The organism is Cellulophaga sp. RHA19 (genome assembly GCF_002813425.1).
Lineage (GTDB): Bacteria > Bacteroidota > Bacteroidia > Flavobacteriales > Flavobacteriaceae > Cellulophaga.
In genome coordinates, this window is record NZ_PHUL01000001.1 from 3,010,105 (window position 1) to 3,036,188 (window position 26,084).

A 26,084-nucleotide genomic window follows, 5' to 3' on the forward strand; every position below is an offset into this window, starting at 1 on the left:
AATATTGGCTGCTTTTTTTATATTATTAATTAATCTGTAACATCTTCTAACTCTTTTAACAAGGTTTCTGCCGAATTTGTTATCTTTTTATAACAGTTGTATCCCCATTTAGACACAAAAATCATTAATGTTATTAATATTGGTAATAACCAATACCAAATAGCATTTGTTGTTACAAAAACATCTTTGTCTTTAAATAACTTAGAAAAAACAGGAATTACTAACAATAGTGCAGCAAAATTTAAATAAATGCCCAATTGTTGCGCAAGCATTAATTTATTTTTAGCTTTTACATATTTTTTTAAAGTTGATGCAAAACTAGCTACATCAATTTTTATTGCTTTTATAGCGTATAAAGACTTTAAAACAAACGCTGGCAATGCAACAAAATAAGTAGTTAAAAGTATTCCGCATAAAATTAAGTACCAAGTATCTAATTTATTAAAGTTTAGTACAATTACAAATGCTGCTATAAAACAAATAAGTGCTCCCAGAGTTTCATAAGTAGCTAATTTGCTAAATTTATTAGTAAAACGCTCTTGTGTCATTTTTAAAATTAATGTGTTTGTTAATTTTTTTTGATGTTCTAAATCTTGTCCCATTTTTTCCCAAACGTTTTGCATATCTTCAATATTCATAGTTATTGTTTTAAAATGTTATTCTTTAACTTTTGCTTAATTCTAGAAATTTTAGTTCCTACATTACTTGCTGTAATACCAATAATTTCTGCTATTTCGTCATATTTTTTTCCTTCTAACAATAACAACATTAATGCTTTTTCTAAAACATTTAGTTGCTGTATTTGTGCATAAACTAGTTTTAGTTGTTCTTCATAATTACAATCATAATTTTCTGTTTGCTGCAATACAACCTTTTCTATAGGTATACTTTTAGGTCTTTTAGTATTCTTTTTAAGTTTAGTTAACGCAGTATTTAAAGCAACTCTATACATCCAAGTACTAATTTTAGATTCGTTTCTAAAACCATCAAAAGACTTCCAAAGTTGATACACAATATCCTGGTATAAGTCTTGCTGGTCTATTTTATTATTTGTGTATACTGTTGTTACCTTAAAAATTAATCCTTGGTGATCTTGTATTAACTGTACAAATTGTTCTTCCTTGCTCATAAGCAATATTCATTTATAACATTAGTATAATTTACTTTAAAAAAATCACACTTTAGCGCATAAAAAAACCTCTAAAATTTTAGAGGTTCTATAAATACAAGTATTTAAAACAGTATTAATGTGCTATACTATTGTAATCTTGCTGTGTATCTACATCAATTTCTTTTCCGTTTGGCTCTACCATTACTATTTCACTTGCGTGTTTAATAAGAATTTCTTTAGCTCCAAAATCCTCATTTAAACCTCTAAGTTCTGCAAAATATTCAGAATCAAAAATTGCAGGTACTCCTACTCTTTCTCCATAATTAGTAGCTACTATTGTACTAACTGATGTTGAAAACAGACTTACCATTTTAGTTAAGTAAGCACTGTCTATTAGTGGCTGATCTGCTAACGATATTAAAACTGCATTGTATTCTTCGTCTAATTTTTGCAGCTCAATAATTCCGTGAGCAATAGAACTCCCAAGTCCTTTTTTCCAATTGTGGTTATTAAAAACTTGTTCTTCTTTAACGTTAATTTGTTTTTTAATTTCATCTGCATTTGCTCCTAAAACTAAATAAACATCTAACAGAGCTGTGCTCTCTGCTTGTTGTATTGCATTGCCCAAAAGTGTTGTATCCTTATAAGGCAATACTTGTTTAGTCTGTTGCATTCTGGTTGATGAACCTGCAGCTAAAATAAGATTTGCTATTTTCATTGTTATAGTTTAGTTGTGTATTTTTCCAATTTTATCTTTTAATCGTATAGGCTTTGTTTTTCTTATGACTGTTAATATTTCTGCTACTATTGATATAGAAATCTCTTGTGGCGTTTCTGCTCCTATGTGTAAACCAGCCGGACCATGAACTACATCTAAAAATGCTTCATCTACCTCAGGATAATGTTCTAGAAACTCATTTAATAATTTTTCTCTTCTTGTTGCTGGGCCTAATAGACCAATGTATACTGGTTGTGTATTTTTTAAGGCTAGTAAATATTGTAAATCCTTTACATAACTATGTGTCATTAAAACAATAGCTGTTTGATTATCAATTTTAGAAACATCTAAATTCTCTGGTATAGTAGCTTGTAAACTCTCTGCGCCAGGAAAATCTAAAAGTTGTTTTTCTTCATTTGGAATTACACAAACCATTACTTCCCAACCTGTAAGCGCTGCATAAGATGTAAGTTGTACAGCATCATGTTCTGCACCTATCACCATTAATTTAAAACAAGGTTCTAATTCTTGTTTAAATGTTTGTAACTCTTCATTTAATGTAAATTGACTAAAAACTGGGTTTTTATCATCAGAAAAACTAAAAACAGAGCCAAAACCAATGTTTTCTACATCTTTTTGCTCAAAATAAGATGTGATACTAAAGTTATTTCTACTTTTAATTGTATTCCAAAAATTAGTACAAAATGCTACACTAGGCTCAAAAGGCTCTATTAAAATATATAAAATACCTTCACAACCTAATCTATAACGTCCATCATAAGTCATTACTTTGGCTATACCTGTCTTAAATACAGATGATGCTTGCCTAATAACTTCTTTTTCTACACAACCACCACTAACAGCCCCAACAGTTTCTCCGTTATTTAATATTAGCATACGTACTCCAGGCCGCCTATAAGATGATCCTTTTAAAGCAACAACAGTAGCTAAAACAGTTTTTATATTTTGCTGTTTTGCATTGGTATAAGCAGTGATTATCTTTTTAAGTTCGTGCGTCATTCTAAAATAATCTTCTTGTTTGTATAAAAGGGAGCAAAGATCCTTTACTGTAAACATCTTGTTTAGGAGCAACACATATAAATCCGTCACAGTTGGCTAAACTAGTTAAATCTCCAGATCCATTCTCTACTATTCTATTGGCCAGTAATTTTCCGTTATCAAAACTAATCTTAGCTCGTAAAAATAAGGTTAAACTACCTTTATTATAAAGTTCTTCATTTAAAATAACATAATTGTTAGCTACAGTTAAACCTAAACTTTTTTGTAGCCAAGGTTTAAAGTAAATATGATAATTAGCAAAAGTAGATGCTGGGTTTCCTGGGAACGAAAAAATAACAGTATTAGTTGCTTTGTGCACACCAAACCAAAATGGTTTCCCTGGTTTCTGTAATACTTTATGAAACACTTTTTCTACGCCCAATTCTTCTAGCACAACAGGCAAAAAATCAAACTTACCTTTACTAACACCACCACTTAAAAGCAAAACATCATTAGTTTGCAAGGCAATTTCTAGTTCCCTTTTAAGATCCTCTTTACTATCTTTTAAATGTAGACATTTAGCTATAATTTGCTCGTTTAATAATGCTGCGTATAACGAGTTTATATTAGATTTACGAATTTGATTTGCTAGCGGCTTTTCTGTAACTTCTACCAGCTCATTACCTGTAGCAATAGTAGTTATTTTAGGTAGTTTTTTTACTGATACTTGTGCCTCTCCAACAGCAGATAGCACTCCTATTTCTGCAGCTGTAATTAATGTATTTTTATGTAATACAATAGCACCTTTAAGTTTATCACTGCCTTGTATATGTATATTTTGACCTTGTACAGGTACTTTTTGCAATTTTGCAACACCATTCTCAATATTAATATCCTCATACATTACAACAACATCTGTACTATTTGGTACAACTGCGCCTGTCATAATTTCTACACAAGAAGTTGTCTCTTTTAATTCTATAGTTGGATTACCCGCAGCAATCACAGCTTCAATTTTAAAAGAATTCTGACCTTTTTCTATAGCCTCATAAGACAATGCTATACCATCCTTAGTTGACCTATTAAATGGCGGAAAATCTCTATCAGCACTAACATCAATAGCTAAAACTCTACCAACAGCATCTTTTAAAGGTAACTGTTCTACTCCATAATCTACACTATGTTCTAAAACTTTAGTATATGCTTCTTTAAATGTAATCATTTCTAATGTGCTATTTCTAAACTTCTATAGGCGTTAATTCCGCCCTCTACGTTTATAACCGTAATTTCTTTTTCTAAAAGCTGATTTTGAGCAATTCTGCTGCGTTTTCCAGACTGACAAATGACATAAACAGCCTTGTTTTTTTCTATTTTAGATTGATATTTATCTAACTCTAACAAAGGAATATGCGTAGCATTATTTATATGATACTCATTAAATTCTTCCAATGTACGTACGTCTACCAATTGAAAATCTTTATTAGCAGAAATAAGCCCTTTAAAATCATTAATTGTTATTGATAAACCTGTAGAACAGCCATTATCTCCATAAGAATCTTCTAAACTTGTACGCTCTAAATTTTCTTTTACAACAGTAAATTTTATTTTATTATATGCCTGATGCAAACCATTAAACAAGAGTAATTCTCCAGACAATACCTCTCCTATTTCGGTTATTAATTTAACCGTTTCTAGAGCCTGTAAATTACCAATAATACCAGGCACAACACCTAGCACTCCGTTCTCATTGCAATTAGGTATTTCATTAGCAGATGGCATATTAGGAAACAAACAACGGTATGTTGGTCCGCCTTTATAATTAAATACACTTAACTGGCCTTCAAAACCTTGTATTGCACCAGAAACAAAAGGTTTCTTTAAAATAACACAAGCATCGTTAACCAAATATCTGGTTGCAAAATTATCAGATGCATCTACAACAACATCAAAATTAGAAACTATATCTAAGACATTCTCTTTTGTTAAAAATGTATTGTATGTTTTAAATAGTGTTGTGCTGTTTTGTGCTTTTAGCTTATTAACAGCAATTGCTAATTTAGAGTAACCAACCTCAGCCTCTGTATACAATACCTGACGCTGTAAATTGGTAATATCTATAGAATCTGCTTCTACCAAACCTAAAGTACCAACACCCATTGCATTTAAGTATTGCAAAACAGGAATACCTAAACCACCAACACCAATAACTAAAACCTTTGCTTTAGTCAATTTTTCTTGTGCTGCCTCTCCAAACTCTTTTAAAACGGTTTGTCTTACGTACCTCATCATAATTTATATAACTACTTAGTAAGTTGTGTTTCTATTCTTTGTAATGCAACTTTATATTCTTCTTTAGAATTTGCATTAAGCAAAACTTGGTCTTGCTCTGGATAAACAAGTTTAACATTAGCATTATTAATTAAAAATTTACGTGGACAACTACCATTACCTTCATTTAAATAATCTACAGACGTTTTTAAGGCATTTGGCTCCCAAATAGCACACAAGGGCTCTGGCAATTTACTCTCTGTTGTTGCAAAAGCTGTTGCTAGTTTAGTGTTATCTCTTTCTTGTTTTAATTGTTCTAATACAGCAATGTTAAGCAAAGGCAAGTCACAAGCAACTACCAACCATGCAACATTTTTATTGTGTTTATAAGCACTTAGCAAACCATTATAAGGACCTTTAAACTCATTTTTATCTACAATAACATTGTCATTTGTAAATTCTGTTTGTTGATCTTCTCTTATGCTGTAAAAAGTAGCATCACATACTTGATCTAGTAAATTATATACATAATCTCTTTGTGGAATATTGTGGTAAGTTATAGCTCCCTTATCTGTACCCATTCTGGTACTTTTACCGCCAGCTAATACCAGTCCGTAAAGTTGTGTTTTTTTCAAAGTAAAATAGTTTTTTTGATTGTAATAAGTTTACCCTCCTATAGATGTCATAGAGTTACTAAAAATACCATCGTATTTCTCTTGAGCTTCAAAACCTGTTTTTGCTCTACTACCAACAGCCTTTAAAATTTGCTCCTTCACAGATTCATCAGAATTCCCCTCTCTTAAAATAGCTCTTAAATTAGCACTAGGCTTAGCATATAAACAAGTAATAATATCACCAGTTGCAGAAATACGAAGTCTATTGCAAGAACCACAAAAAGTTCTACTAAAAGATGGTATTAAACCAAAGGTACTCTTATGACCTTTTATTTTATAGTTGATAGAAGTTGATGTAGCAGGAGACTCTAATTTTTCAATTTTAGGAAAAGTTGTTTTTATATGATTAAAAATACTTTTGTAATTCCATTTTATGGTTGAAAACTCTTTTGAACCTCCATTAAATGGCATTTCTTCTAAAAATCTAATAGAAACGTTGTAATGCTTCATTAGCTCTAAAATAGGAATAATATCCTCTGTATTTTGGTTATCTAAAACAATAAAATTAATACGTACATTAAAGCCTTCTGTTATTAGCTTTATTAAGTTACTATGTACTGTGTCATAAGTATCTCTACGTGTAATTTTATTAAACGTTTGCTTATTAATTGCATCTAAACTTACATTAACATTTGTAATGCCTAGTTCTTTTAGTTCTGCTATATGTGGGCCAATTAGTGTTGCATTAGTAGTTATAGAAATATCGTTTAAACCATTTAAAGCAGCTAGTTTACGAAGTAAAACCATAAGATCTTTACGTACAAAAGGCTCACCACCAGTAATTCTAATTTTATCTATACCCTGCGAAACAACAATTTCGCTAAGTTTCACCAATTCTTCAATAGTAAAAAGCTTATCGTTTTTTGCAAAATTAATACCCTCAGATGGCATACAATAGTTGCAACGTAAATTACATCTATCTGTAACCGCTAAGCGCAAGTAGTTTATTTTTCTATTATGATTATCTATCAGCATTATTCTCCTTTCGTTTGTCTATAATTTATCCGCCACTAACTGGTGGTATTAAAGCAATTTCATCTGTCTCTTGTAGAGTAACACTCTCTTGTGCATAACTATTATTTACAGCTATAGCTAAAGATGACAGTTTTTTTAAATCTGGATATTTTTCTTGCAAATACTGGTGTAACTGTCCAACCGTTGTATCTGCGTTGGTTGCAAAATTAGAAACATCTAATATACTAGAACCAATGATATCTTTTGTTACACCAAACAATAAAACTTTCATAAATTATCCTATTATTTCTTTATTTTTTACTCGCATATGCTCTGGGTTTTTAGCAAAAGGCTGTTGTGTAAACCTATGCCCTGTTACCGCTTTTAATGCATTTGCAACTGCTGCGCCTGCTGGTGGTAAAGTTGGCTCTCCTAAACCTGTTGGTGCTAAAGTGTTTTGCACAAAATGAGTTTCTACAACAGGAGCTTCTTTCATTCTAATTAATCTATATGTATCAAAGTTTTTAGACGATGGAACACCTTTATTAAAAGCAAAGTCCCCATACATTGCATGGCCTATACCATCTACAACTCCACCTTGAGCTTGGTTCTCCGCTCCTATTGGATTAACTACAACACCACAGTCTATAACACAAGTTACTTTTTTAACAACAGGTTCGCCATTTATCACCTCTACATTTGCAACCTCTGCAACGTGAGAGTTGTGACAATAATAAGCTGAAAAACCTTGGTATATATTATTAGGTGTTTTTCCCCAGTTAGATTTCTCTACTGCCAATTTTATAACATTCTCTAAACGTTCTGGAGAATATTGTATTTTTTCATCTGTAGTACCTTTTACTTTTTGTAACAAATCTAATCTCATTTGCACACGGTCTACATTTAACTCATCGGCCAACTCATCAAAAAAGCTTTGTTCTGCAAAAGCTAAAAAATTGGTATATGGTGCACGCCAAGCACCAGTGGTTATTTTACTTTGGTAATTAGCAGCATCTACCTTATAATTGGCTATAGCTCCTGCCGGAAAAAAATTAGGTATTAAACCGTACATATTACCATTTACGGCTGCCTCTCTTAAATGATATCCTGTTATTTCACCATTTTTTATAGAGGCTTTTATTTTATATTTAGATGCTGGTCTGTATATACCAGCCGTCATATCGTCCTCTCTAGAGTACACAATTTTTATTGGTTTTTTGGCTAAATTAGATATGGTTGCTGCTTCTATTGCAAAGTCGCCATACAAACGTCTACCAAAACCACCGCCCATACGTGTCATCTCTAAATGTACTTCTTCTGCCTTTCTTCCAAAATTACTTGCTATAACAGCAGCTGTGCGCTGTGGTGTTTGTATAGGACCAACTAAGTGAATTTTATCTTCTGTTACATTAGCATAGAAGTTCATAGGCTCCATACAATTGTGTGGTAAAAAAGGCGCCTCGTATGTACGTTCTAATATTTTATCTGCTTCTGCAAAGGCTTTTTGCACATTGCCATCTTCACGTAATACCTTAGCTTCTTTATTTTGTAGTAATTCTTTGAGTATTTTATCGTGGTCTTCTGTACTCTCTAATTCTACATCAGCTTTCCATTCTGCTTTAATAGTTTTTTTTGCTTTAAAAGCAGACCAAGTATCTTTTGCTAAAACAGCAATTTTATTATCAAACTCAATTACATCTACAATATTACTAGATGCTTTAGCCTCAGAATCATCAAAAGAAACAAGTGTTTTACCAAATGCGGGCGGACGTACAACAGCAGCATACACCATACCATCTGCCTTATAATCTATACCAAATAAGGGTTTGCCTGTTATAATTTTATCTATATCTACATTTACCGCATTTGTACCAATTATGGTAAAATCTTTTGGATCTTTTACACTTACATTCACTGGTACTTCTAATTCAGCAGCTTCTGCTACAACCTCTCCATAACCTAGAGTCTCTCCTTTAGAATTGGTTATTACGCCATTTTTTGTAGTACAGCTACTAGGGTCTACTCCCCAACGAATAGCTGCTGCATTAATTAACATTTGACGAGCTGTTGCACCTGTTTGGCGTAGAGGTTCCCAACCCAAGCGTATAGATTGACTACCACCAGCTACTTGCCTCTGAAAATTTACAGTATCTAAATCTCCTTGCACAACATTTACATTTTTCCATTCTACATCTAACTCCTCAGCTATTAGCATTGGCATAGCAGTTTTAACACCTTGTCCTATCTCTGGATTAGGAGAAAAAATAGTTACTGCTCCGTTCTCTGCTATTTTTATGTATGCATTAAAATCTTTGTAATCTAAATCAGCTAAATTTACAGGTGCTTTAGCATTGGGTTTACAGGAGTTAAAAAGATTAAACCCTATTAATAATCCACCACTTGCTAAAGAAGATGTTCTTATAAAATTTCTTCTACTAAATGCTATTTTTGAATTTGACATGGTTGTTGCTTTTAACTGTTATTAAACTAATTTAGTTGCAGCAACTTCTACTGCTTTATGAATTCTATTGTAAGCTGCACACCTGCAAATATTACCGTGCATTGCATTTTTAATTTCATCTGAAGAAGGACTCGTATTTTTTGATAAAAAAGCAGAAGCCGTCATAATTTGTCCGGCTTGGCAATAGCCACACTGTGGCACATCTACCTCTTTCCAGGCTTCTTGCACAGGATGTGTACCGTCTGCAGACAAGCCTTCTATTGTAGTAACTTCTTTTTCTGCTATTACACTTATTGGAGTAGAACAACTGCGTACCGCATTGCCATTAATATGAACTGTACAAGCACCACATTGCCCAATACCACAACCAAACTTAGTACCTACCAAGTCTAAATGATCTCTTAAGACCCATAACAATGGAGTATCTTCACTTACAATTACTTGTTGTTTTTTTCCGTTAATCTTAAGGTTATATGTTGGCATATTTTTTGATTTAAGAAGATTAGTAATAAGGGTAAATCATTAGCAATGACAATTTACTTAAAAAAAAAGTATTGAGTGGCACTATTATAACTATTAATAGCTCTGTAACTATTTAATGTAAAACCTTAACATTTTTTAACAGCGTTTGCTTTAATAGGTCTATAATTTTGTACGTTTACAGCCGTTAACATTAATGAACATAAATTATTATATATGAAATTGAATTGGAAGATTTTTTCACTTTTTTGCCTAACACTTTTATTTATTTCTTGCGGTAATGCAGACGATGATGTAAAGTTTGACTTTAACGATAAAGGTGAATTAGGAAAAGGAACAACCGTAGATGATTGCCTTGGTTTTGGCGAGAATGATCTAATATTATCTATACAAGAACAATACACAGCTAAACCCTCTAAAGTATCAGTGTTTTTTAAAGTATCTGACGCAGACGGTAACCCTGTTGTTGGCCTAGTAGAAGATGACTTTACAATATATGAACAAGGTAGAAATGATGACTGTTTTAATAGAATATCTACTACCGAGTCTTCAAAAGATATATCTCCTAACGGACAAATATTTAATAACAGCACATTACTTGTATTAGATTTAAGTAAAAGTGTATTAGATAGTAGTTTAGATGAATTAAAAGCTGCGTCTATTAGTTTTATAAATAATGTAATGCCAGAAGAAGACAAAAAAAGTGACTCTTTTAAAATGAGTATTCATTGGTTTGATGGTGAAGATAAATTACATGAATTAAACCCTTTAACTTCTTCTAGAGACGAGTTAATTGCTGCAATAGAAAGTATCACAAGTACTATTAGCTCTGATGCCTCTACAGATTTATATGGGGCAGCAATAAGATCTACAGATTTAGCTAGTAAATATTTAAAAGATAATACAGCAAAAGATGTTATTGGCGCAGCCTCTGTAGTTTTATTTACAGATGGTACAGACCAAGCGTCTAGATACACTAAAGCTGCTGCCTTAAAAAAGGTAACAGATGCAGATCCTAACATATCTTTCTTTTCTATTGGTTTGGGTAGTGAAATTGATACTGAAGTTTTAAAAGAACTTGGTAAAACATTTAGTGTATTTGCCACTAATAAAGAAGAGTTAGAAACTACATTTAACGAGATTTCTACTAAAATATCTGAAAGAGCTAATAGTTTTTACTTATTTGAGTACTGTACTCCTAAAAGAGATGGTAGTGGCACAAGTAACCTGGTAATACAAGTTAAAAAACAAAACAGAGAAGGCGCTGTACAAACCAAATTTAGCGCAGACGGTTTTACTGGTGGTTGCGGTCTATAATATTAATTTTATGAATTAAAATTAAAAAGAGTTTCTAATTTAGAAGCTCTTTTTTTTGCCTAAAAAGTAGGGTTTTCCTAGCTATAGTTGTTTTAATAATATACCAAGCAATTAGTATTTATATGAAATGCAATTGCAAACCAATTACTAACACTATAACATATAATAAAATGGGAATACTAAAAGAAATTATCCACGAAAGCGCCATTGGCAACAAACCAGCAATTTACAAAGCATTTGTAATAAGTGTATTTATTAGCATAGTATTAATTAGTTTTACAATGCTAACTGCAATACTTAGAAACCCACAACAAGTAATTACTGGATTTGGGTACTAATCATTTTTTAATACCAAACCATTTGTAAAAGTACCTTTACCTGTAGTTAAATCTATTAAATAACCATTAACAACTGCGTAAACGATTTTACCATTTTTCTCTAAAAAGAAATTAGGATTTTTACCCGGTGTTAATCGTAACGTTTTAGGTAATACATAACCAGTATTAACTATATGTAAGGGTAATTTGGTACTTTTAACTTTACTAGGTATTGTAGCAACAGGAATATACATAAAACCTTCCTTTAAAAGAGAAAGTGCATTTAAACCTAAAAACTGATCTAAATTAGCTATTGTTTTAGGATATACTTTTGCAGGTACTATAGTATAACCTTTTGCATTAAAAGTAAAATACCCATAATAGGTAGATAAGTCTCCCTGATCTGCTATTTTACCTAAATTATAAAAATCGGTGTGTTTAGGGTTATCTATTTCTGTATGGTTAATTCCTATATCTAACTTGTATGTTTTACCTAACAAATTATAACTAACGTTAGTCATTTTTAAGTCGAACATTTTTCTATCGTTTTCAGGGATTTTATTATAATCATCTATAGGAATATTAGCATAAGACCCATTTGCAATAGTGTATATAGCAGATAATATAGATACGTAATTTAGCTTACGTATTTCTTGCTTCTCTATGTCATCATAATTACCACCAGATTCTATTAAAATAGCACTTGTACCCCATTTTTGTATATTATCACCAAAAGCACGCGGTTCAAAATCATCATTATAACGCCCTACTTGTCCTGGCGCATATTTTTGTATAATGCTATTCATAAACACAATTACCTTCATAGCATTACCACGTACGCTATTAATATCTTTTTCGTAGTTATAAGCAGGTGCTAAATAAGATATAGTTGCAGGTTTGTTTGTACGCTCTGCATTGTAGTACGTACTTTGGTCGTGTAAATTAAAGCCAAAATCTGCCTTAAGACTATCTCTAACTCTTTTTAAAACCCTACCCTCTGGAGATTGTAAATGCAAAGCATCTCTATTTATATCTATACCTAAAGTATTACTACGAGTATAATACTCTGCTCCATCTGGATTAAGCATTGGTAAAAAGTGTAAAGTTAAGTTACTTAATATTTCTTTTTTTTCATCAGTAAAAGAATCTGCATTTAAAAAATTAAGAATATCAAAAATAGCTTGTGTAGCTGTAGGCTCATCTCCGTGCATCTGAGACCATAAAAAGACATTAATTTTACCTGTACCAATACTTACCAAAGATATACTACGCCCTTCTATAGACTCTCCTACTTTAGCAACCTTAAACTTAGTGTTGTTTGCAAACTTCTGCAATAATGGCTGTATGCTTTTATGTTTAATTCTACGCTCTTTTAAACTACCTTCTTTATATGTATCATAAGTACTATATAAACTACTAGTTATTTCTTTTTGTTGCGCATAACTATTAAATACAACACTTAAAACAACCACAATGCTAAGGACTAAAGACTTCATACTATTATTAATTTATATTACTGCAAGATAATGAATGGTATTAAGTAAAATCTACTATTTTTGAAATAGAGATTAACCCATTCTAAAATGAAAAATTTAAAAAGAGTATTACTTGTTTTGTTAGTTGTTGTAATTGTAGCCGTTGTTTACAATTACCCAAAATTAAATATGATTTCTGGTTATGCAGTTAAAAATATGGCATCTAATGTTTTTATTGCAGATAGAACAGCTGAGGAAATTAATACCGTAGATAACAATGTACCATTAATAAAATTAGCAGACTCTAAGGTTGATAAAAATACCAAAAGTGCTACGTCTTCAGTTTTTGGATTAATGACGCGTAAAGCGGTTTACAGAGATGGTTTAGGAGCTGTTTTAATTAATGATGATTATGACCCAACTAAGTTTACGCTACAACCACGTAGAAATTTCACAAAAACTGGCTTGCCTTTTCCTTATGGCGATAAAAAACAAAAAGACACTGTATTTACTACCGTAGACTATACTGCATTACAAAAAGCTATAGATATAGGTTTCTCTAACCCAGATATTCAAAAAACAAGAAGTACAATTGTTATTTATAAAGACCAGATTATTGCAGAAAATTATGCTGGCGGTTTTACGGCTGATACTAAAATTTTAGGTTGGTCTATGACAAAAAGTATTGTATCTACCTTATACGGAATATTGCAGTGTAAAGGAAAATTAAACGTTAACCAATTAGCTCCTATTCCTGAGTGGCAAAATGACGAAAGAAAAAACATCACTTACAATCATCTACTACGTATGCAAAGTGGTTTAGAATGGGATGAAAACTACACAGAAATATCTGATGCTACTAAAATGCTTTTTTTAGAGTCTGATATGACTTTGGTTCAACAAAAAAAAGAAGCTATTGCTAAACCAACAGAAATTTGGAATTATTCTTCAGGTACATCTAACTTATTATCTGGTTTATTAAAAAAGAATTTTAAAACTCATCAAGAATACTTGGATTTTCCTTATGCTAGTTTAATAGATAAAATAGGAATGCACTCTATGTTAATTGAAGCAGATATGGAAGGTAATTACGTAGGTTCTTCTTATGGCTGGGCAACCACTAGAGATTGGGCTAAGTTTGGATTACTATACTTACACAAAGGAAATTGGAATGGGAAAAGAATTTTTGATTCTGAGTGGGTAGACTATGTTTCTAAACCTACTGCACACTCAGACGGTACTTACGGTGGTCATTTTTGGTTAAATGCAGAAGGCAGGTTCCCTGATGTTCCTAAAGATATGTATTACGCTAGTGGTTACCAGGGGCAGTATGTTTTTGTAATACCTTCTAAAGATTTAGTTGTTGTAAGAACCGGACTTGCAACATATCCTATTTTTGACTTAAATGGCTTTTTAGGAGCTGTTGTTAAAGCAGTAAAATAATAGAATAAGTTTAAAGTATAGATAAGCCTACAACATACTTATCTACACTAACCACATATTAGAACACGTTGACAACATAAAGTTTTACAAACCTTAAAATCACTATATATTTGCTGTATAGTTAGTTAGAATAAAATTTTCATTTTCATATAGTGTTCTCGTAAAAAGAGTCTTGTTTTTGCCGACAAGACTCTTTTTCATTTTAAAAGCTTTTTATATAGCACACTAATTAGCTTCAAGTTATTTTAACTCAAAAAAAGAAACCATTTTTCTGTAGGCCCAATAATTGCTTTTTAAAACGAAATTAAGAGCACAAAAAAGCCCCACAACATAAACTTCTATTTTTACCACATAAAAGAGCTCTTTTACAACATAAAATTTTAAAACCTTTAAAGTCTATATATATTAGTAGTGTTATTAAAAAAGAATAAATTTTTCATTTTCATATAGTGTTCTCGTAAAAAGAGTCTTGTTTTTGCCGACAAGACTCTTTTTCATTTTAAATACTTTTTAATGAAAAAATATCACTCAGTATATTCCTATTATTTATACCAAAAAAAAAGTGCTCAATAATTATTGAACACTTTTAATATTAATAGATTTAGAAAATTAATCTTCTGGTGGATAACCGTGTATTTTTTCAAAATCTCTATCAAAATTCTCTCTTAAATAAGCTGTTAATCTCTTTTTGTAATCATCTTTTAACCAACTTAAAAAGTTAAATGTACTTCTGCTTATACACTTTGCGTACATTTGTATACGGTGATCTATATCACCATCTAATATTTTAGACAAAGCAAGAGCATCATAAACATCTTCACTGTTTTCTATACATATTTTTGCGTGCTGCTCTATAGAACGTTCTAAAACTACTTTAGACGATTCACCTCCAGAAACGGCACTTACATATGTTTCTTTTATATCAAAATAAACCTCTTCGGATTTTGCAAATTGCTCACGAATTTCCTCTGGCATCTCGTGCTTAAAGGTACTTTCTATATCTTCATCGTTCTTTAAACGATCCATATAAAAATTAGGATTGCTAAAGATTGTTTGCCAATCTAAATCTGCTCCCCAAGGTCCAAACCTATGGTAATTGTTACCTAAATCTATTACCGTAAATTTAGATTTATTATTTAAAATACGAGAACCACGACCAATCATCTGATAATACAATGTAAGAGATTTGGTTGCTCTGTTTAATATAATAGTGTCTATTGTAGGCTCATCAAAACCAGTAGTTAAAATACTCACAGATGTTAAAATGGCATCTGGAGTTTCTTTAAACCAGTTTAATATTTGTTTACGCTGTTTTTTTGTGGCCGTATTATCTAAATGCATTACAGGGTAGCCAGCATCTTTAAAAGTATAATATACTTGTATAGATGTGTTAATACCGTTATTAAAAATAAGTGTTTTTTTATTTTTAGAATGCTCTTTATAAGCCTCCATAAGCTTATCTAACATTGCTGTGCTAGAGTATAAATCTTCTGAAGATTTTACGGTATAATCACCATTAGAACCAATTTCTAACGATGTTAATCCCATATTATATTGGTGTACTTCTGCACGAGCCAAAAACTCGTTTTCTATAAGAGAACCAATGCTTTCACCTGTAATTAGCTCATCATAATTATCTTTCATTGGTAAGTTCTTGTTAGAACTTAAAGGTGTTGCTGTAACTCCTAAAATAAAAGATTTATCAAAAAATTTAAAAAGCTTAGTAAATGAGTTGTAATGTGCCTCATCAATAATTACAAGACCAATGTCAGATATATCTAACATATCATCATTTAAACGATTGTTAAGGGTTTCTACCATTGCAACAAAACAACTATACCTTTCTTGGTCATCTAAATTTGCTGTACTGTTTACTACCTTACTAATTACACCAAAACTATCTAACATTTTAGACGTTTGGTTACACAGTTCTACACGGTGCGTCATAATTAACACCTTTTTTTGGTGGTGCTTAAGGTACTGTCTTACTATTTCAGAAAATATAACAGTTTTACCACCACCTGTAGGCAATTGGTATAGTAAATGATGGTCATCTGGAGCAGACTCAAAGCGCTCAAAAATCTCATTTAAAGCTCCTTTTTGGTAGTCATAAAGCTCTTTGTCTGTCTTCTTTTCTTGTAATTCGAAAGCAGTCTTCGTCATAGTATCCATTTCTATTGGGCTGCAAAAATACATTCTTTAGCGCGCTTTTAACGAATAATTAGCGAAAAAACTATTCACAAATTTTAAAAAAAATATAGATATAGTAAAAATTAAGACTTTTTTCCTATTCGGTTAGAGAATCTAGAAAATATCATAATTTTTTTCTTGGTATTAATAAAATAAACTCCTGTTAAAAGTATTACTGCGGCCGCAACAGATTGTGCTGTAATAGTTTCATCTAAAAAATACCATCCTAAAAGTAATGCTATAATTGGGTTTACATAGGTAGAAGTTGCAACTTTTTCTGGTGATACAAACTTTAATAAATAATTAAAAGAGGTAAATGCAACTATACTACCAAATACAATTAAAAGTAGCATTGCCATTTGTGTTTTTCCTTCCCATTCTGTTGGTAATGACCAAGTTTCACCAAAATAAAAACTAGCAATTAATAAAAAGAAACCACCTGATAACATTTGATAACCAGTATTTACAAAATAATTTTTAGGCAAGTCATACTTAGCAACAAACAAGCTACCACTAGACCAACTAATCATACAAATAAATATCATTATCATACCTAAAAGCGATCCTTCTTGGTTAACAACTTGTTTTTGACTAACCAATAAGTAGATACCAATAATGCCTAAAACAACACCAACAATAGACATTGGTTTTATTTTTTTACCCTGAAAAATTCTCATTAACAATAAAACCACTAGTGGTTGTGCAGATATTTCTAATGCAGCAAAACCACTATCTACATAACGTAAAGCCCACACCACTACTCCGTTTCCTAAAGCTAAAAATAAAAAGCCAGCTATTACTGTATTTAGCAATTGTTTTGCTGTTACTTTTATTTCTATTTTTAAAAATTTACTTATAATAAAAACTAGTAAACCAGCAGTAATAAAACGTATTGCCGCTAACATAAAAGGTGGCAACTCTGTTACAGCAATTTTATTTAATAAATAGGTAGATCCCCAAATTACATAAATAGAGAAAAAAGCCAGTATTATTAAGGTGGTATTAGAGGATTTATTCATTATAAAAACAACTAGTTTAGAAAAGCACAAAAATAAGTATAACTTTTAAGTTTATAAGAGTAAAATAAAGTCTTAATATAAGTTCTTAACATACATCAATGTAAAATATAGTATAGCTACTTAAATTTGCATTATACTAACATATGGTTATGAAAACAATACTACATAAAGCAGATACAAGAGGACACGCAAACCACGGTTGGTTAAACTCTTACCACACCTTTAGCTTTGCTAATTACCAAGACGCAGAACGTATGAATTTTGGTGCATTACGTGTATTAAATGATGATACCGTTACAGAAGGCAGAGGCTTTGGAACTCACCCACATAAAAATATGGAAATAATTTCTATACCATTAATGGGCGATTTAAAGCACCAAGACAATATGGGTAATTCTACAGTAATTAAAGAAGGAGACATACAAGTTATGAGTGCTGGTACTGGAGTTATGCATAGTGAACATAACAAAAACCTAGATAAAGCTGTTCAGTTTTTGCAAATTTGGATTATTCCCAATACAGAAAATGTTAACCCTAGATATGATCAAATTTCTACATCAGAGCTACATAAACCTAATAAGTTATACCAAATATTGTCTCCTAATAAAGAGGATGCCGGTGTATGGATTTACCAAGATGTTTGGTTTAATTTAGGTGATTTTACTAATGATACAACTACTACCTATACTATAAACAAAAAGGGCAATGGTATATATGCTTTTGTTTTAGAGGGTGATATAGAAATTGAAAATCAACAGTTAAATAAGCGTGATGGTTTTGGTCTTTGGGAAACAGACAGTATTACCATAAATGCTAGTAAAAACAGTAAAATATTACTTATGGAAGTTCCTATGTTTTTTTAATTACTGATTAGGTATACTATTCTGCTTAGCTAAATCTTTTCGTATTCTACTTAAACTCTCGGGTGTTATTCCTAAGTAGGAAGCAATCATCCACTGTGGAACACGTAACAAAACATCTGGATACAATTTTACAAACTCTAAATATCTTGATTTTGCAGATGCTCCTAAAAGCAAATGTATTCTTCTGTTTAAATGACGAATGTGATTGTGTAGTAATTTTTCATTTTTTTTTCTAAAAGAAGGATTTAATTTTGCTACTAACTCTAAAAAATCTTCATCTAATAATACTACAGTTGTATCCTCTAAAGCATCTATAAAATAGTTTGATGGTTCTTTAAAATATACACTATCTCTATCTGTAACAAACCAATTTTCTGTACCAAATTGCAGAATATTTTCTTTGCCATTTTCATCTAATCCGTACAAGCGTAAAACACCTTTTTCTACATAAAATGTATGCAGACATACATCGCCAGATTTTAGAATTTGTTCTCCTTTAAAAACAACTTTACTTTTTATGTGAGGCTCTAATTGCTTGTAGGTAGCAGTGTCCACTCCCATTTTATCAAAAAGATATGTTTTAAAGTTTTGTAACATTTTGGTCTAAAATATAATTTTTAATCACGAATTGATCTTTAAAACCTAATTTTAAATATAAGTTTTTCCCCATACTTGAGGCTTGTAAAGTTATATACTCAACTTTATATTCTATACTCTTATTTATAAGTAATTTCATAATACTTTCTGCAAATCCTTTTCTTCTCATTTCTGGCGGTATACCTACAGAATGTATCCCCATTACATTATTAGTTTTATATAACATAGCCGTACCTACAGCAACTCCGTCTTTATACGCAATATAATATATAATGTTTTTTAATGTTTCTTGTATTGTAATAGGACTAATTTTATACCCAAATGACTTAGCAAATATAGTCGACCAAAGTTTAGTATCGTTAATACTTGTAACCTGTTTTATTTTTACATTATTATTGATAACAAAGGATTTATTAACTTTTAAGAACATACCCACTTGCTCAAATTTTAACCTAAAGCCATTACGTATTAAAATAGTATCATCATCTTTATCATAAATGTTCCATAAAGGAACCGTTATATTTTTTGAAATGGTTGTTAATTTTATTTTTAACTCATCTACTATTCCCTGTGTTATATTTTGTTGTAGCCATAATCTATTTGGCCATTCAGAATCTTTAATCTCACAATACTCAAAGTTCAATTCTCTCTTATAGGAACCAAATGCAACTCCAACGGTTCTCCACAGTGATATTAAATTATTTAAGTTACTATTTATTAAGTTTTGTTCTTTTTTCATTTTATATTAATTAAAATAATTCCAAACATCATTACGAAAAACCCTAATAATCTTTTAAATGTTAAAGGTTCTAATGGTAAATTTAACCATCCAAAATGCCCTGCAATAATAGAGAATGTTAACTGTCCAAATAAGCCAAAAGATATCATTGTAGATATTCCTAATTTAGGAATAGTATAATAGTACAGGCTTATTCCTAAGACGCTAAACAAACCTCCTGAAAACCATAGATAAATAGGTATTTGCTTTAAGTCTGACGCATTAGGTAAACTTTTAGTACTAAGTAACACAAAAATTATGGCAAAAATTGTACTAGTTAAAAAAGCAATTACAGATGCTAATAATGGATTCTTTAACAAAACACTTAAAGTTGAATTTAAAGCTCCTTGAGCTGCTAAAAACACACCTCCAATTATTGCCAAAACAGAAAAAGTAGTCTGATTCATATAACCTGAAATAATTGATTAAACGATTTCCTAACTTTTAAACGATTTTGCGTATAATCTTCGCTTGAACGATAACCAATAGTTGCAATTACAGCGGCATTTAGCCCTTGTTCAGAAAGCTCTAATATGTCATTATACTTTTTAGATTCAAAACCCTCCATAGGACACGAATCAATTTTTAATTCTGCACATGCACTTAATAAAATCCCTAACCCTAAATAAGTCTGCCTAAAGGTCCAATTAAAGACTTCAGATACTGTCATTTCTTTTAATTTTTCCTTTATAAAATCTCCGTAATTATTTAAGCTTGTTGCATCAATACCTTGAGTCTCTGCAGTACGCTTTATAAAATCATTTATATTTTGGTCGCTTACGCTGGTGTAATTACAAAAAACAATCAAATGAGATGCATCTGTAACTTGGTCTTGATTCCAAGAGGCGATTTTTAATCTCTTCTTTAATTCAGCTTTTTCAATAATTATAACTTTATATAATTGTAACCCGTATGAAGATGGTGTAAGTTTTATAGCCTCTTTTAATTGATTTAAATGTTCTTGAGATACTCTTTTAGTTGAATCAAATTTTTTAGTTGCATAACGCCATTTTAAGTTTTTTATATATTCCATAATAGTTTTGTTTTAAATTATAAAGCAAAACTATTACGGAAAAAAACCTCTGGCATTTACATATGTTGATTCTAAAATTTATTTTTTAAATCTTTACGAATTCTACTAAGTTGAGTTGGAGTAATTCCTAAATGAGATGCTAAATAAGATTGTTTTATCCTTTCTTGAATGTTTGGGTGCTTTAATAGTAAGTCCAAGTATCTCTTGGTGGCATTCTCCATAACAAGAGATACTTCTCTTTCTTCTTTTTCCACAACCCAGTTATTTTCTAAATAAGCGATATACATATTTTTTAAATCACTATTTGTATCTATAAAATGTCTGTATTTTTTGTAATTAATACTAATAAGAGTAGTATTTTCTATAGCTTCTATGGTAAAACTTGAAGGTTTATTTAGTAAAAATGAAACTGTTGATCCAGCAAAATCAGTTTCTAAAAAAATATTTTTACTATACAGGTTGCCATTATAATCTGTAACATATGCCCTTAAGGCTCCTTTACATACAAAATATATGTTTTTAGCAATCTGTCCGTTTTCAAGTAAAACATCATCCTTTTGTAATTCCTTAAATGTAACTATTGACTTTATTAAATTCCAAGATTCTTCGGTGATTTGATTATAACTTTCAAATTTTAATCTTAGTTCTGAAATGTATTTATCCTCCATCAAAAGCTATTATATTTAAGCAACTCATTAATTTTATAAAAACTTAACTATTTCAACCTATTAAATTGAATTAACCTACAAATAATATTATTTTTATTTATATAATTACTAACTATTATCATAAAAAAGATAATTTTAGAATATTATTTTTTGAAAAATTAATACTTTTTTATTCTTTTCTTTTCTATCTACAACAGGATAAAACACAATAGCATAACCATTTTCTACTGTTTTATTTACGCTAGATAAAATTAGATTAGACTCTTTTAACTCTAATACTATATTATTAACCAAGTCTTTGTAACCTTTTACATCTTTACTATAAAAAAGTTCTAAAATTTCATCATTTTTTATTGTTATCCATCCATTGCCAAATTCCGTATTAAACCTAACTACAAAAGTATTTTCATTAATTTGTACAGGATTCCAAGTATTATAAAACCTATCTTTAATATCTATTAGAGTTTTAGAGGTACAAACATTATTTGGCGTTATAGTTTCTATACTAATTTTACCTTCTTCTTCACTTAAAACGTAAGAGTTAGACTCAAAAGATAAACTAATAATTTGCCTAAAATAATTTGTAGTAGCATTTAGCTCTCTACTTCTTAACTCAACTCCTTTTTCATCTATTTGCCTATGTAATCACGTACTACCTTTGCTACTTAACAAATGTATTTCATCTCTACCTATAAATATGTTATTGTTTCTTGGTAGTGGAACCTTTTTATTGTGCTTCTTTTTTAGAATACCATTTTTAAATTCTATTGCTAAAAGTTTGTCTGGCTTTTTGTCGTTCCAAATATCTACGTCATAAAATATTGAAAATTGATTAGAAACTCCAATAAACTTTCCTGTAAAAGGTCTATTACCTTTAGGTAGTTTAGTTTCTTCTCTATTAAAAAGAGGTATACTAACTTCTAATTCTTTATTTGGATGATATGGAACAACAGATACGTAGTTTTCTAAAGACGGACTAAGAAATAAGCTTGGTAAAATGCCATCATTCTCTATAAAGCTTTCTACCTTTCCTTTGTCATCTATAATAGTGTAAACTAAATTATATCCTCCGTCTTCATTATAAATATAATTAGCCAATAAAGTTTGTTCCTTACAACAAATACTATTTTTTACTGATACCTCGTTATTAGTTTCTAATGTAGTAACAACACCAAAACTCAACTCCTGATTAGTAATATTAAAAGGTGATGTTTTCTCTATATTTTTCATACACTAACTTATTGTTTTACCATTTCATTCTTTGTAATCTAACAGCATTTAATATAGCTAGTAATGCAACACCAACATCTGCAAAAACGGCGCCCCACATTGTAGCCAAACCTAAAGCTCCTAAAAGTAATACAATTAACTTTACGCCAAAAGCCAATACTATATTTTGCCAAACTACCTTACGTGTAGATCTTCCTATTTTTATAGCTTTTACAATTTTAGATAACTGGTCTGTTTGTATAATTACGTCTGCTGTTTCTATAGCTAAGTCACTACCCAAGCCTCCCATTGCTATACCAACATCACTAACAGCAAGTACAGGTGCGTCATTAATACCATCTCCAACAAATGCTACAACAGCTTTGGGATCTTTCATTAATTCTTCAACCTCTTTTAATTTATCTTCAGGTAACAGTCCGCCTTTGGCACGTAAAACATTTGCTTCTTTTGCTACTTTTTTTGTAATGCAATCTCTATCACCAGAGAACATATAAAAATCTTTAACTCCTATTTTGTAGGCTTCTGAGACTGTTTCTTTAGCATCTTCTTTTATCTCATCAGCAATTATAACGTAACCAACAAACTGGCCATCTATAGCTACTAACACACTAGACTCCACAATGTCTTCAATTTCAGTTAGCGCATCTATCTTATAATCTAACAATAACGCCGTATTGCCTACCAGAACTTTTTTACCGTTAACAACACCTCTAATTCCTTTACCAGCTACCTCTTGTATATCTGTAGCAATGTATGTTTTATCTAAAGGATAATCTAAAAGTGCTTGCGCAATTGGATGTGTAGATTTAGACTCTAACGCAAGCATATATTGCATCATTTCTTTTTCATCTATACTAAAAGAAACTAATTCCTGAATTTTGAAGACTCCTTTTGTAATTGTTCCAGTTTTGTCCATTGCTAAAGTATTTACCTTAGCTATTGTATCTAAAAATGATGCTCCTTTAAATAAAATACCATTTTTAGACGCTGCTCCTAACCCTCCAAAATAACCTAATGGAATAGAAATAACCAATGCACAAGGACAAGAAATAACTAAAAATATTAACGCCCTATATAACCAATCTCTAAACACATAGTCATTTACAAAAAAGAAAGGTAAAAGCGTTAAACCTATAGCTAAAAACACTACAATTGGCGTGTATATTTTAGCAAATTTTCTAATAAATAATTCCGTTTTAGATTTGAGAGCTGTAGCATTTTGCACTAAATCTAATATGCGAGCTATAGAACTCTCTTTAAACTTTTTAGTTGCTTTAACTTCTATTACATCTTGTAAATTAATACTACCAGCATAAACTGTTTCATTTTTACCTATGGTATTTGGCTTGCTCTCCCCTGTTATAGCTGCTGTATTTAATGATGCTCTAGCAGATAACAAAACTCCATCTACAGCTACTTTTTCCCCCACTCTAACCTGTATTTTCTCTCCTACTTTTATATCCTCTGGCGCTACAGTCACATAGCTATTTTTTCTAAAAACAAGAGCCTCATTAGGCCTTACATCCAACAGAGCTTGTATGTTACTTTTAGCTCTTTTAACAGCAGATCCCTGAAAAAGTTCTCCTACCGCATAAAAAAGCATTACTGATACACCTTCTGGATATTCCCCCAAAATAAACGCCCCAATTGTAGCTATAGACATTAATAAGAACTCTGTAAAATAGCTACCTTTTTTTATACTTTTCCACCCCTGTTTTAATACTGGTAGGCCTACTGGTAAATATGCAATAGTATACCAAACTAATCTAATTGTACCATTAAAGAATGAGGCAATTTTAAAATAATCTAAAGCAAGACCAAAAATTAGCATGATAAAACTAATTATTGCCGGCTTATATATTTTTAATTTAGATGTATTTAAGTTATGGTTGTACTGGTGGTTTTGGTTATTTATATTTTCTAGCTTTATCTTCTCTTTCATATTCAATTTTCTATAAAATATACGTGCAAAACAATGTCTTGGACTTAGCGTTCATTGTTCTAAATATATGGTACTAAAAAATGAAGAGCATCACAAGTATATGAGCAATTCATTTTAATATTTTTTCTAAAAAGAGGATTTTATAAAAAAAGAAATACTATTACGACTAATATGACGTTTTTATAGCTGTTATAAACATTAAAATTAATATTTTTTTATGTTTATTTTAGAATGGGAATGTTAGATTTGCATTTTTAAAAATTAGCAAGAGTGATTATAGAATATATTATAGCAATGTTGTGGAGCTTATCTCCGTTTGGAGAAGCCAAAGTTGGCATACCTTATGGTATGTACAATGGGTTAAACATATACCTTGTTTTTATATTATGCTTTGCTTCTAATGTACTTGTTTTTCCAATAATGCTTTTTTTCTTAAATAAAGTAAATCATTATTTATTAAAGTGGCGTGTGTATAAAAAAGGTGCAATTTTTGTAGCTCGTAAAGCAAAAACTGGTTCTGGAGATAAAATTAAAAAGTATGGTTTTTGGGGCTTAATCTTTTTTGTAATGCTGCCTGTACCTGGTACTGGTGTATACGCAGGTACAATTGCAACTTATTTATTTAAAATTGAAAGAAAAAAGGCTTTTTTAGCTAACGTTATTGGTATTTTCTTTTCCTCTGTAATTGTATGGGTTGTTACCTATTTAGCAATGCAAGGTATGGCATAAGCTTATTACTTTATTCTTTTTTTTAACTCTTCCATAGATTCCTGAAGTTCTTTTAATAATCCTTTTTCTGTGGTTGTATCTAAACCAAAAGAAATTTTACTATTTACTTGCCAAAGTTCTTGTATTTGATTTGCAGCTACTTGGTAAGGCGGATACGTCTCATTTAAGGAAACTAATGACACAAAATTACTATTTGGGACTTTCTCTATTTTTTTAACCAAAACAGCATCATACAAAACCACAACATACATTTTATTTGCACTAATGTCATTTAAACTCTCTGTAGCCTTAGCCAAGACCCATTCTCCTGGATACAAATTAGGCAACATACTATCTCCTTCAACCTGAAATCCTCTGTAAGTTGCGTTTCTAAACTCTGGAATAGGTAAATCAAAAGCAGGTAATTGTTTATACCAACTAACATCTTGTATATTTTGTGGGTAGCCAGCTGCAGCTTTTGCATTTACTAAAACCATATTCTCGTTATCTTCTGCATCTACTGTAATAAATTTAGGAATAACACTATTTACTGCTGCAGATAGGTATTTCTGATTTCCATCACCAAAAAGCCAAAGCGGATTAATTTCAAACTGTTTTAAAAGTTCTTTTACAACTTTACCAGATAGCTTAGTGCGTCCCCGCTCTATATCTGCTGTTGTATTAGATACACCTAACAACTTAGCAAATTCTGACTGTGTAAACCCCAATTCTCTGCGGACTTCTATAAAACGTTGTACTTCTATTGTTTGATCATTTCCCATATGCTAATATACAAATTTTGGAATATATCCATAAGTAAAATGGAATAAATCCATCAA

General features: G+C 30.8%; 27 protein-coding genes. 5 read left to right on the forward strand and 22 right to left on the reverse strand.

Annotation, left to right across the window (positions count from 1 at the left end; all coding sequences use genetic code 11):
- Nucleotides 1-29: 29 nt before the first annotated feature.
- The 11 genes from AX016_RS13310 to AX016_RS13360 form a co-directional block, all read right to left on the reverse strand.
- The gene (locus AX016_RS13310) at nucleotides 30-638 is read right to left on the reverse strand and encodes a hypothetical protein (protein ID WP_100896072.1); all 609 of its coding nucleotides are present in this window, start codon (nucleotides 636-638) and stop codon (nucleotides 30-32) included.
- A 2-nt stretch (nucleotides 639-640) separates the two neighbouring features.
- Nucleotides 641-1,129: an RNA polymerase sigma factor gene (locus AX016_RS13315; RefSeq protein WP_100896073.1), complete on the reverse strand. Its 489-nt coding sequence runs from the start codon at nucleotides 1,127-1,129 to the stop codon at nucleotides 641-643.
- A gap of 115 nt (nucleotides 1,130-1,244) precedes the next feature.
- Nucleotides 1,245-1,829, reverse strand: coding sequence for a nucleotidyltransferase family protein (locus AX016_RS13320; protein WP_100896074.1), 585 nt, complete (start codon nucleotides 1,827-1,829; stop codon nucleotides 1,245-1,247).
- Between the two features lie 9 nt (nucleotides 1,830-1,838).
- Nucleotides 1,839-2,906: an XdhC family protein gene (locus AX016_RS13325; RefSeq protein ID WP_330400373.1), complete on the reverse strand. Its 1,068-nt coding sequence runs from the start codon at nucleotides 2,904-2,906 to the stop codon at nucleotides 1,839-1,841.
- Nucleotides 2,851-4,050, reverse strand: coding sequence for a molybdopterin molybdotransferase MoeA (locus tag AX016_RS13330; protein ID WP_100896076.1), 1,200 nt, complete (start codon nucleotides 4,048-4,050; stop codon nucleotides 2,851-2,853). The genes AX016_RS13325 and AX016_RS13330 overlap by 56 nt, the downstream gene beginning before the upstream one ends.
- A 2-nt stretch (nucleotides 4,051-4,052) precedes the next feature.
- Nucleotides 4,053-5,117 carry a HesA/MoeB/ThiF family protein gene (locus AX016_RS13335; protein ID WP_330400374.1) on the reverse strand — a complete coding sequence of 355 codons (1,065 nt, stop codon included), beginning with the start codon at nucleotides 5,115-5,117 and terminating at the stop codon, nucleotides 4,053-4,055.
- An 11-nt stretch (nucleotides 5,118-5,128) separates the two neighbouring features.
- Nucleotides 5,129-5,731, reverse strand: a complete 603-nt coding sequence (locus AX016_RS13340) for an NTP transferase domain-containing protein (protein ID WP_100896078.1) — start codon at nucleotides 5,729-5,731, stop codon at nucleotides 5,129-5,131.
- Nucleotides 5,732-5,761: 30 nt separating this feature from the next.
- Entirely contained in the window at nucleotides 5,762-6,745 is a 984-nt protein-coding gene (gene moaA / locus AX016_RS13345) for a GTP 3',8-cyclase MoaA (RefSeq protein ID WP_100896079.1), read from the reverse strand.
- 25 nt (nucleotides 6,746-6,770) lie between these two features.
- Nucleotides 6,771-7,016 carry a MoaD/ThiS family protein gene (locus AX016_RS13350; protein ID WP_100896080.1) on the reverse strand — a complete coding sequence of 82 codons (246 nt, stop codon included), beginning with the start codon at nucleotides 7,014-7,016 and terminating at the stop codon, nucleotides 6,771-6,773.
- Between the two features lie 3 nt (nucleotides 7,017-7,019).
- Nucleotides 7,020-9,185: a xanthine dehydrogenase family protein molybdopterin-binding subunit gene (locus AX016_RS13355; protein WP_100896081.1), complete on the reverse strand. Its 2,166-nt coding sequence runs from the start codon at nucleotides 9,183-9,185 to the stop codon at nucleotides 7,020-7,022.
- A gap of 21 nt (nucleotides 9,186-9,206) precedes the next feature.
- Nucleotides 9,207-9,668, reverse strand: coding sequence for a (2Fe-2S)-binding protein (locus tag AX016_RS13360; protein WP_100896082.1), 462 nt, complete (start codon nucleotides 9,666-9,668; stop codon nucleotides 9,207-9,209).
- A 213-nt stretch (nucleotides 9,669-9,881) separates the two neighbouring features.
- On the opposite strand from AX016_RS13360, the gene AX016_RS13365 reads away from it, so the two are divergent.
- Nucleotides 9,882-10,982 (forward strand): vWA domain-containing protein, encoded by a 1,101-nt coding sequence (locus tag AX016_RS13365; protein WP_100896083.1) that lies wholly within the window; start codon nucleotides 9,882-9,884, stop codon nucleotides 10,980-10,982.
- Between the two features lie 170 nt (nucleotides 10,983-11,152).
- A complete protein-coding gene (locus AX016_RS17220; RefSeq protein WP_157811133.1) occupies nucleotides 11,153-11,320 on the forward strand; it encodes a hypothetical protein in 168 nt (55 codons plus the stop codon).
- Here AX016_RS17220 and AX016_RS13370 read toward each other — a convergent pair.
- Nucleotides 11,317-12,795 (reverse strand): M14 family metallopeptidase, encoded by a 1,479-nt coding sequence (locus AX016_RS13370; protein WP_100896084.1) that lies wholly within the window; start codon nucleotides 12,793-12,795, stop codon nucleotides 11,317-11,319. The two genes, AX016_RS17220 and AX016_RS13370, sit on opposite strands and share 4 nt — an antisense overlap.
- An 87-nt stretch (nucleotides 12,796-12,882) precedes the next feature.
- Here AX016_RS13370 and AX016_RS13375 point away from each other — a divergent pair, with 87 nt between their 5' ends.
- Nucleotides 12,883-14,217 carry a serine hydrolase domain-containing protein gene (locus AX016_RS13375; RefSeq protein WP_100896085.1) on the forward strand — a complete coding sequence of 445 codons (1,335 nt, stop codon included), beginning with the start codon at nucleotides 12,883-12,885 and terminating at the stop codon, nucleotides 14,215-14,217.
- 609 nt (nucleotides 14,218-14,826) lie between these two features.
- Here AX016_RS13375 and AX016_RS13380 read toward each other — a convergent pair.
- Nucleotides 14,827-16,380: a DEAD/DEAH box helicase gene (locus tag AX016_RS13380; RefSeq protein ID WP_198519440.1), complete on the reverse strand. Its 1,554-nt coding sequence runs from the start codon at nucleotides 16,378-16,380 to the stop codon at nucleotides 14,827-14,829.
- A gap of 110 nt (nucleotides 16,381-16,490) precedes the next feature.
- The gene (locus tag AX016_RS13385) at nucleotides 16,491-17,426 is read right to left on the reverse strand and encodes an EamA family transporter (protein WP_100896087.1); all 936 of its coding nucleotides are present in this window, start codon (nucleotides 17,424-17,426) and stop codon (nucleotides 16,491-16,493) included.
- A gap of 149 nt (nucleotides 17,427-17,575) precedes the next feature.
- Here AX016_RS13385 and AX016_RS13390 point away from each other — a divergent pair, with 149 nt between their 5' ends.
- Nucleotides 17,576-18,289, forward strand: a complete 714-nt coding sequence (locus tag AX016_RS13390; RefSeq protein WP_100896088.1) for a pirin family protein — start codon at nucleotides 17,576-17,578, stop codon at nucleotides 18,287-18,289.
- Here the strand turns inward: AX016_RS13390 and AX016_RS13395 are convergent, their stop codons facing one another.
- The 7 genes from AX016_RS13395 to AX016_RS13425 form a co-directional block, all read right to left on the reverse strand.
- Nucleotides 18,290-18,886, reverse strand: a complete 597-nt coding sequence (locus AX016_RS13395; protein WP_100896089.1) for a Crp/Fnr family transcriptional regulator — start codon at nucleotides 18,884-18,886, stop codon at nucleotides 18,290-18,292.
- The gene (locus AX016_RS13400) at nucleotides 18,870-19,625 is read right to left on the reverse strand and encodes a GNAT family N-acetyltransferase (RefSeq protein WP_100896090.1); all 756 of its coding nucleotides are present in this window, start codon (nucleotides 19,623-19,625) and stop codon (nucleotides 18,870-18,872) included. The genes AX016_RS13395 and AX016_RS13400 overlap by 17 nt, the downstream gene beginning before the upstream one ends.
- Nucleotides 19,622-20,071 (reverse strand): DMT family transporter, encoded by a 450-nt coding sequence (locus AX016_RS13405; protein ID WP_100896091.1) that lies wholly within the window; start codon nucleotides 20,069-20,071, stop codon nucleotides 19,622-19,624. Before AX016_RS13405 ends, AX016_RS13400 begins: the two co-directional genes overlap by 4 nt.
- Entirely contained in the window at nucleotides 20,068-20,697 is a 630-nt protein-coding gene (locus tag AX016_RS13410; RefSeq protein WP_100896092.1) for an NAD(P)H-dependent oxidoreductase, read from the reverse strand. The genes AX016_RS13405 and AX016_RS13410 overlap by 4 nt, the downstream gene beginning before the upstream one ends.
- Nucleotides 20,698-20,768: 71 nt before the next feature.
- Nucleotides 20,769-21,365: a Crp/Fnr family transcriptional regulator gene (locus AX016_RS13415; RefSeq protein WP_100896093.1), complete on the reverse strand. Its 597-nt coding sequence runs from the start codon at nucleotides 21,363-21,365 to the stop codon at nucleotides 20,769-20,771.
- A gap of 645 nt (nucleotides 21,366-22,010) precedes the next feature.
- Nucleotides 22,011-22,595, reverse strand: a complete 585-nt coding sequence (locus AX016_RS17310) for a hypothetical protein (protein WP_198519441.1) — start codon at nucleotides 22,593-22,595, stop codon at nucleotides 22,011-22,013.
- Between the two features lie 16 nt (nucleotides 22,596-22,611).
- Nucleotides 22,612-24,537 (reverse strand): heavy metal translocating P-type ATPase, encoded by a 1,926-nt coding sequence (locus tag AX016_RS13425; protein ID WP_100896094.1) that lies wholly within the window; start codon nucleotides 24,535-24,537, stop codon nucleotides 22,612-22,614.
- Nucleotides 24,538-24,831: 294 nt separating this feature from the next.
- Here AX016_RS13425 and AX016_RS13430 point away from each other — a divergent pair, with 294 nt between their 5' ends.
- The gene (locus tag AX016_RS13430) at nucleotides 24,832-25,266 is read left to right on the forward strand and encodes a COG2426 family protein (protein WP_442861207.1); all 435 of its coding nucleotides are present in this window, start codon (nucleotides 24,832-24,834) and stop codon (nucleotides 25,264-25,266) included.
- A 5-nt stretch (nucleotides 25,267-25,271) separates the two neighbouring features.
- Here AX016_RS13430 and AX016_RS13435 read toward each other — a convergent pair whose 3' ends face one another.
- On the reverse strand, nucleotides 25,272-26,027 hold the full coding sequence (locus AX016_RS13435; RefSeq protein WP_100896096.1) for an XRE family transcriptional regulator: 756 nt from the start codon (nucleotides 26,025-26,027) through the stop codon (nucleotides 25,272-25,274).
- Between the last annotated feature and the right edge of the window lie 57 nt (nucleotides 26,028-26,084).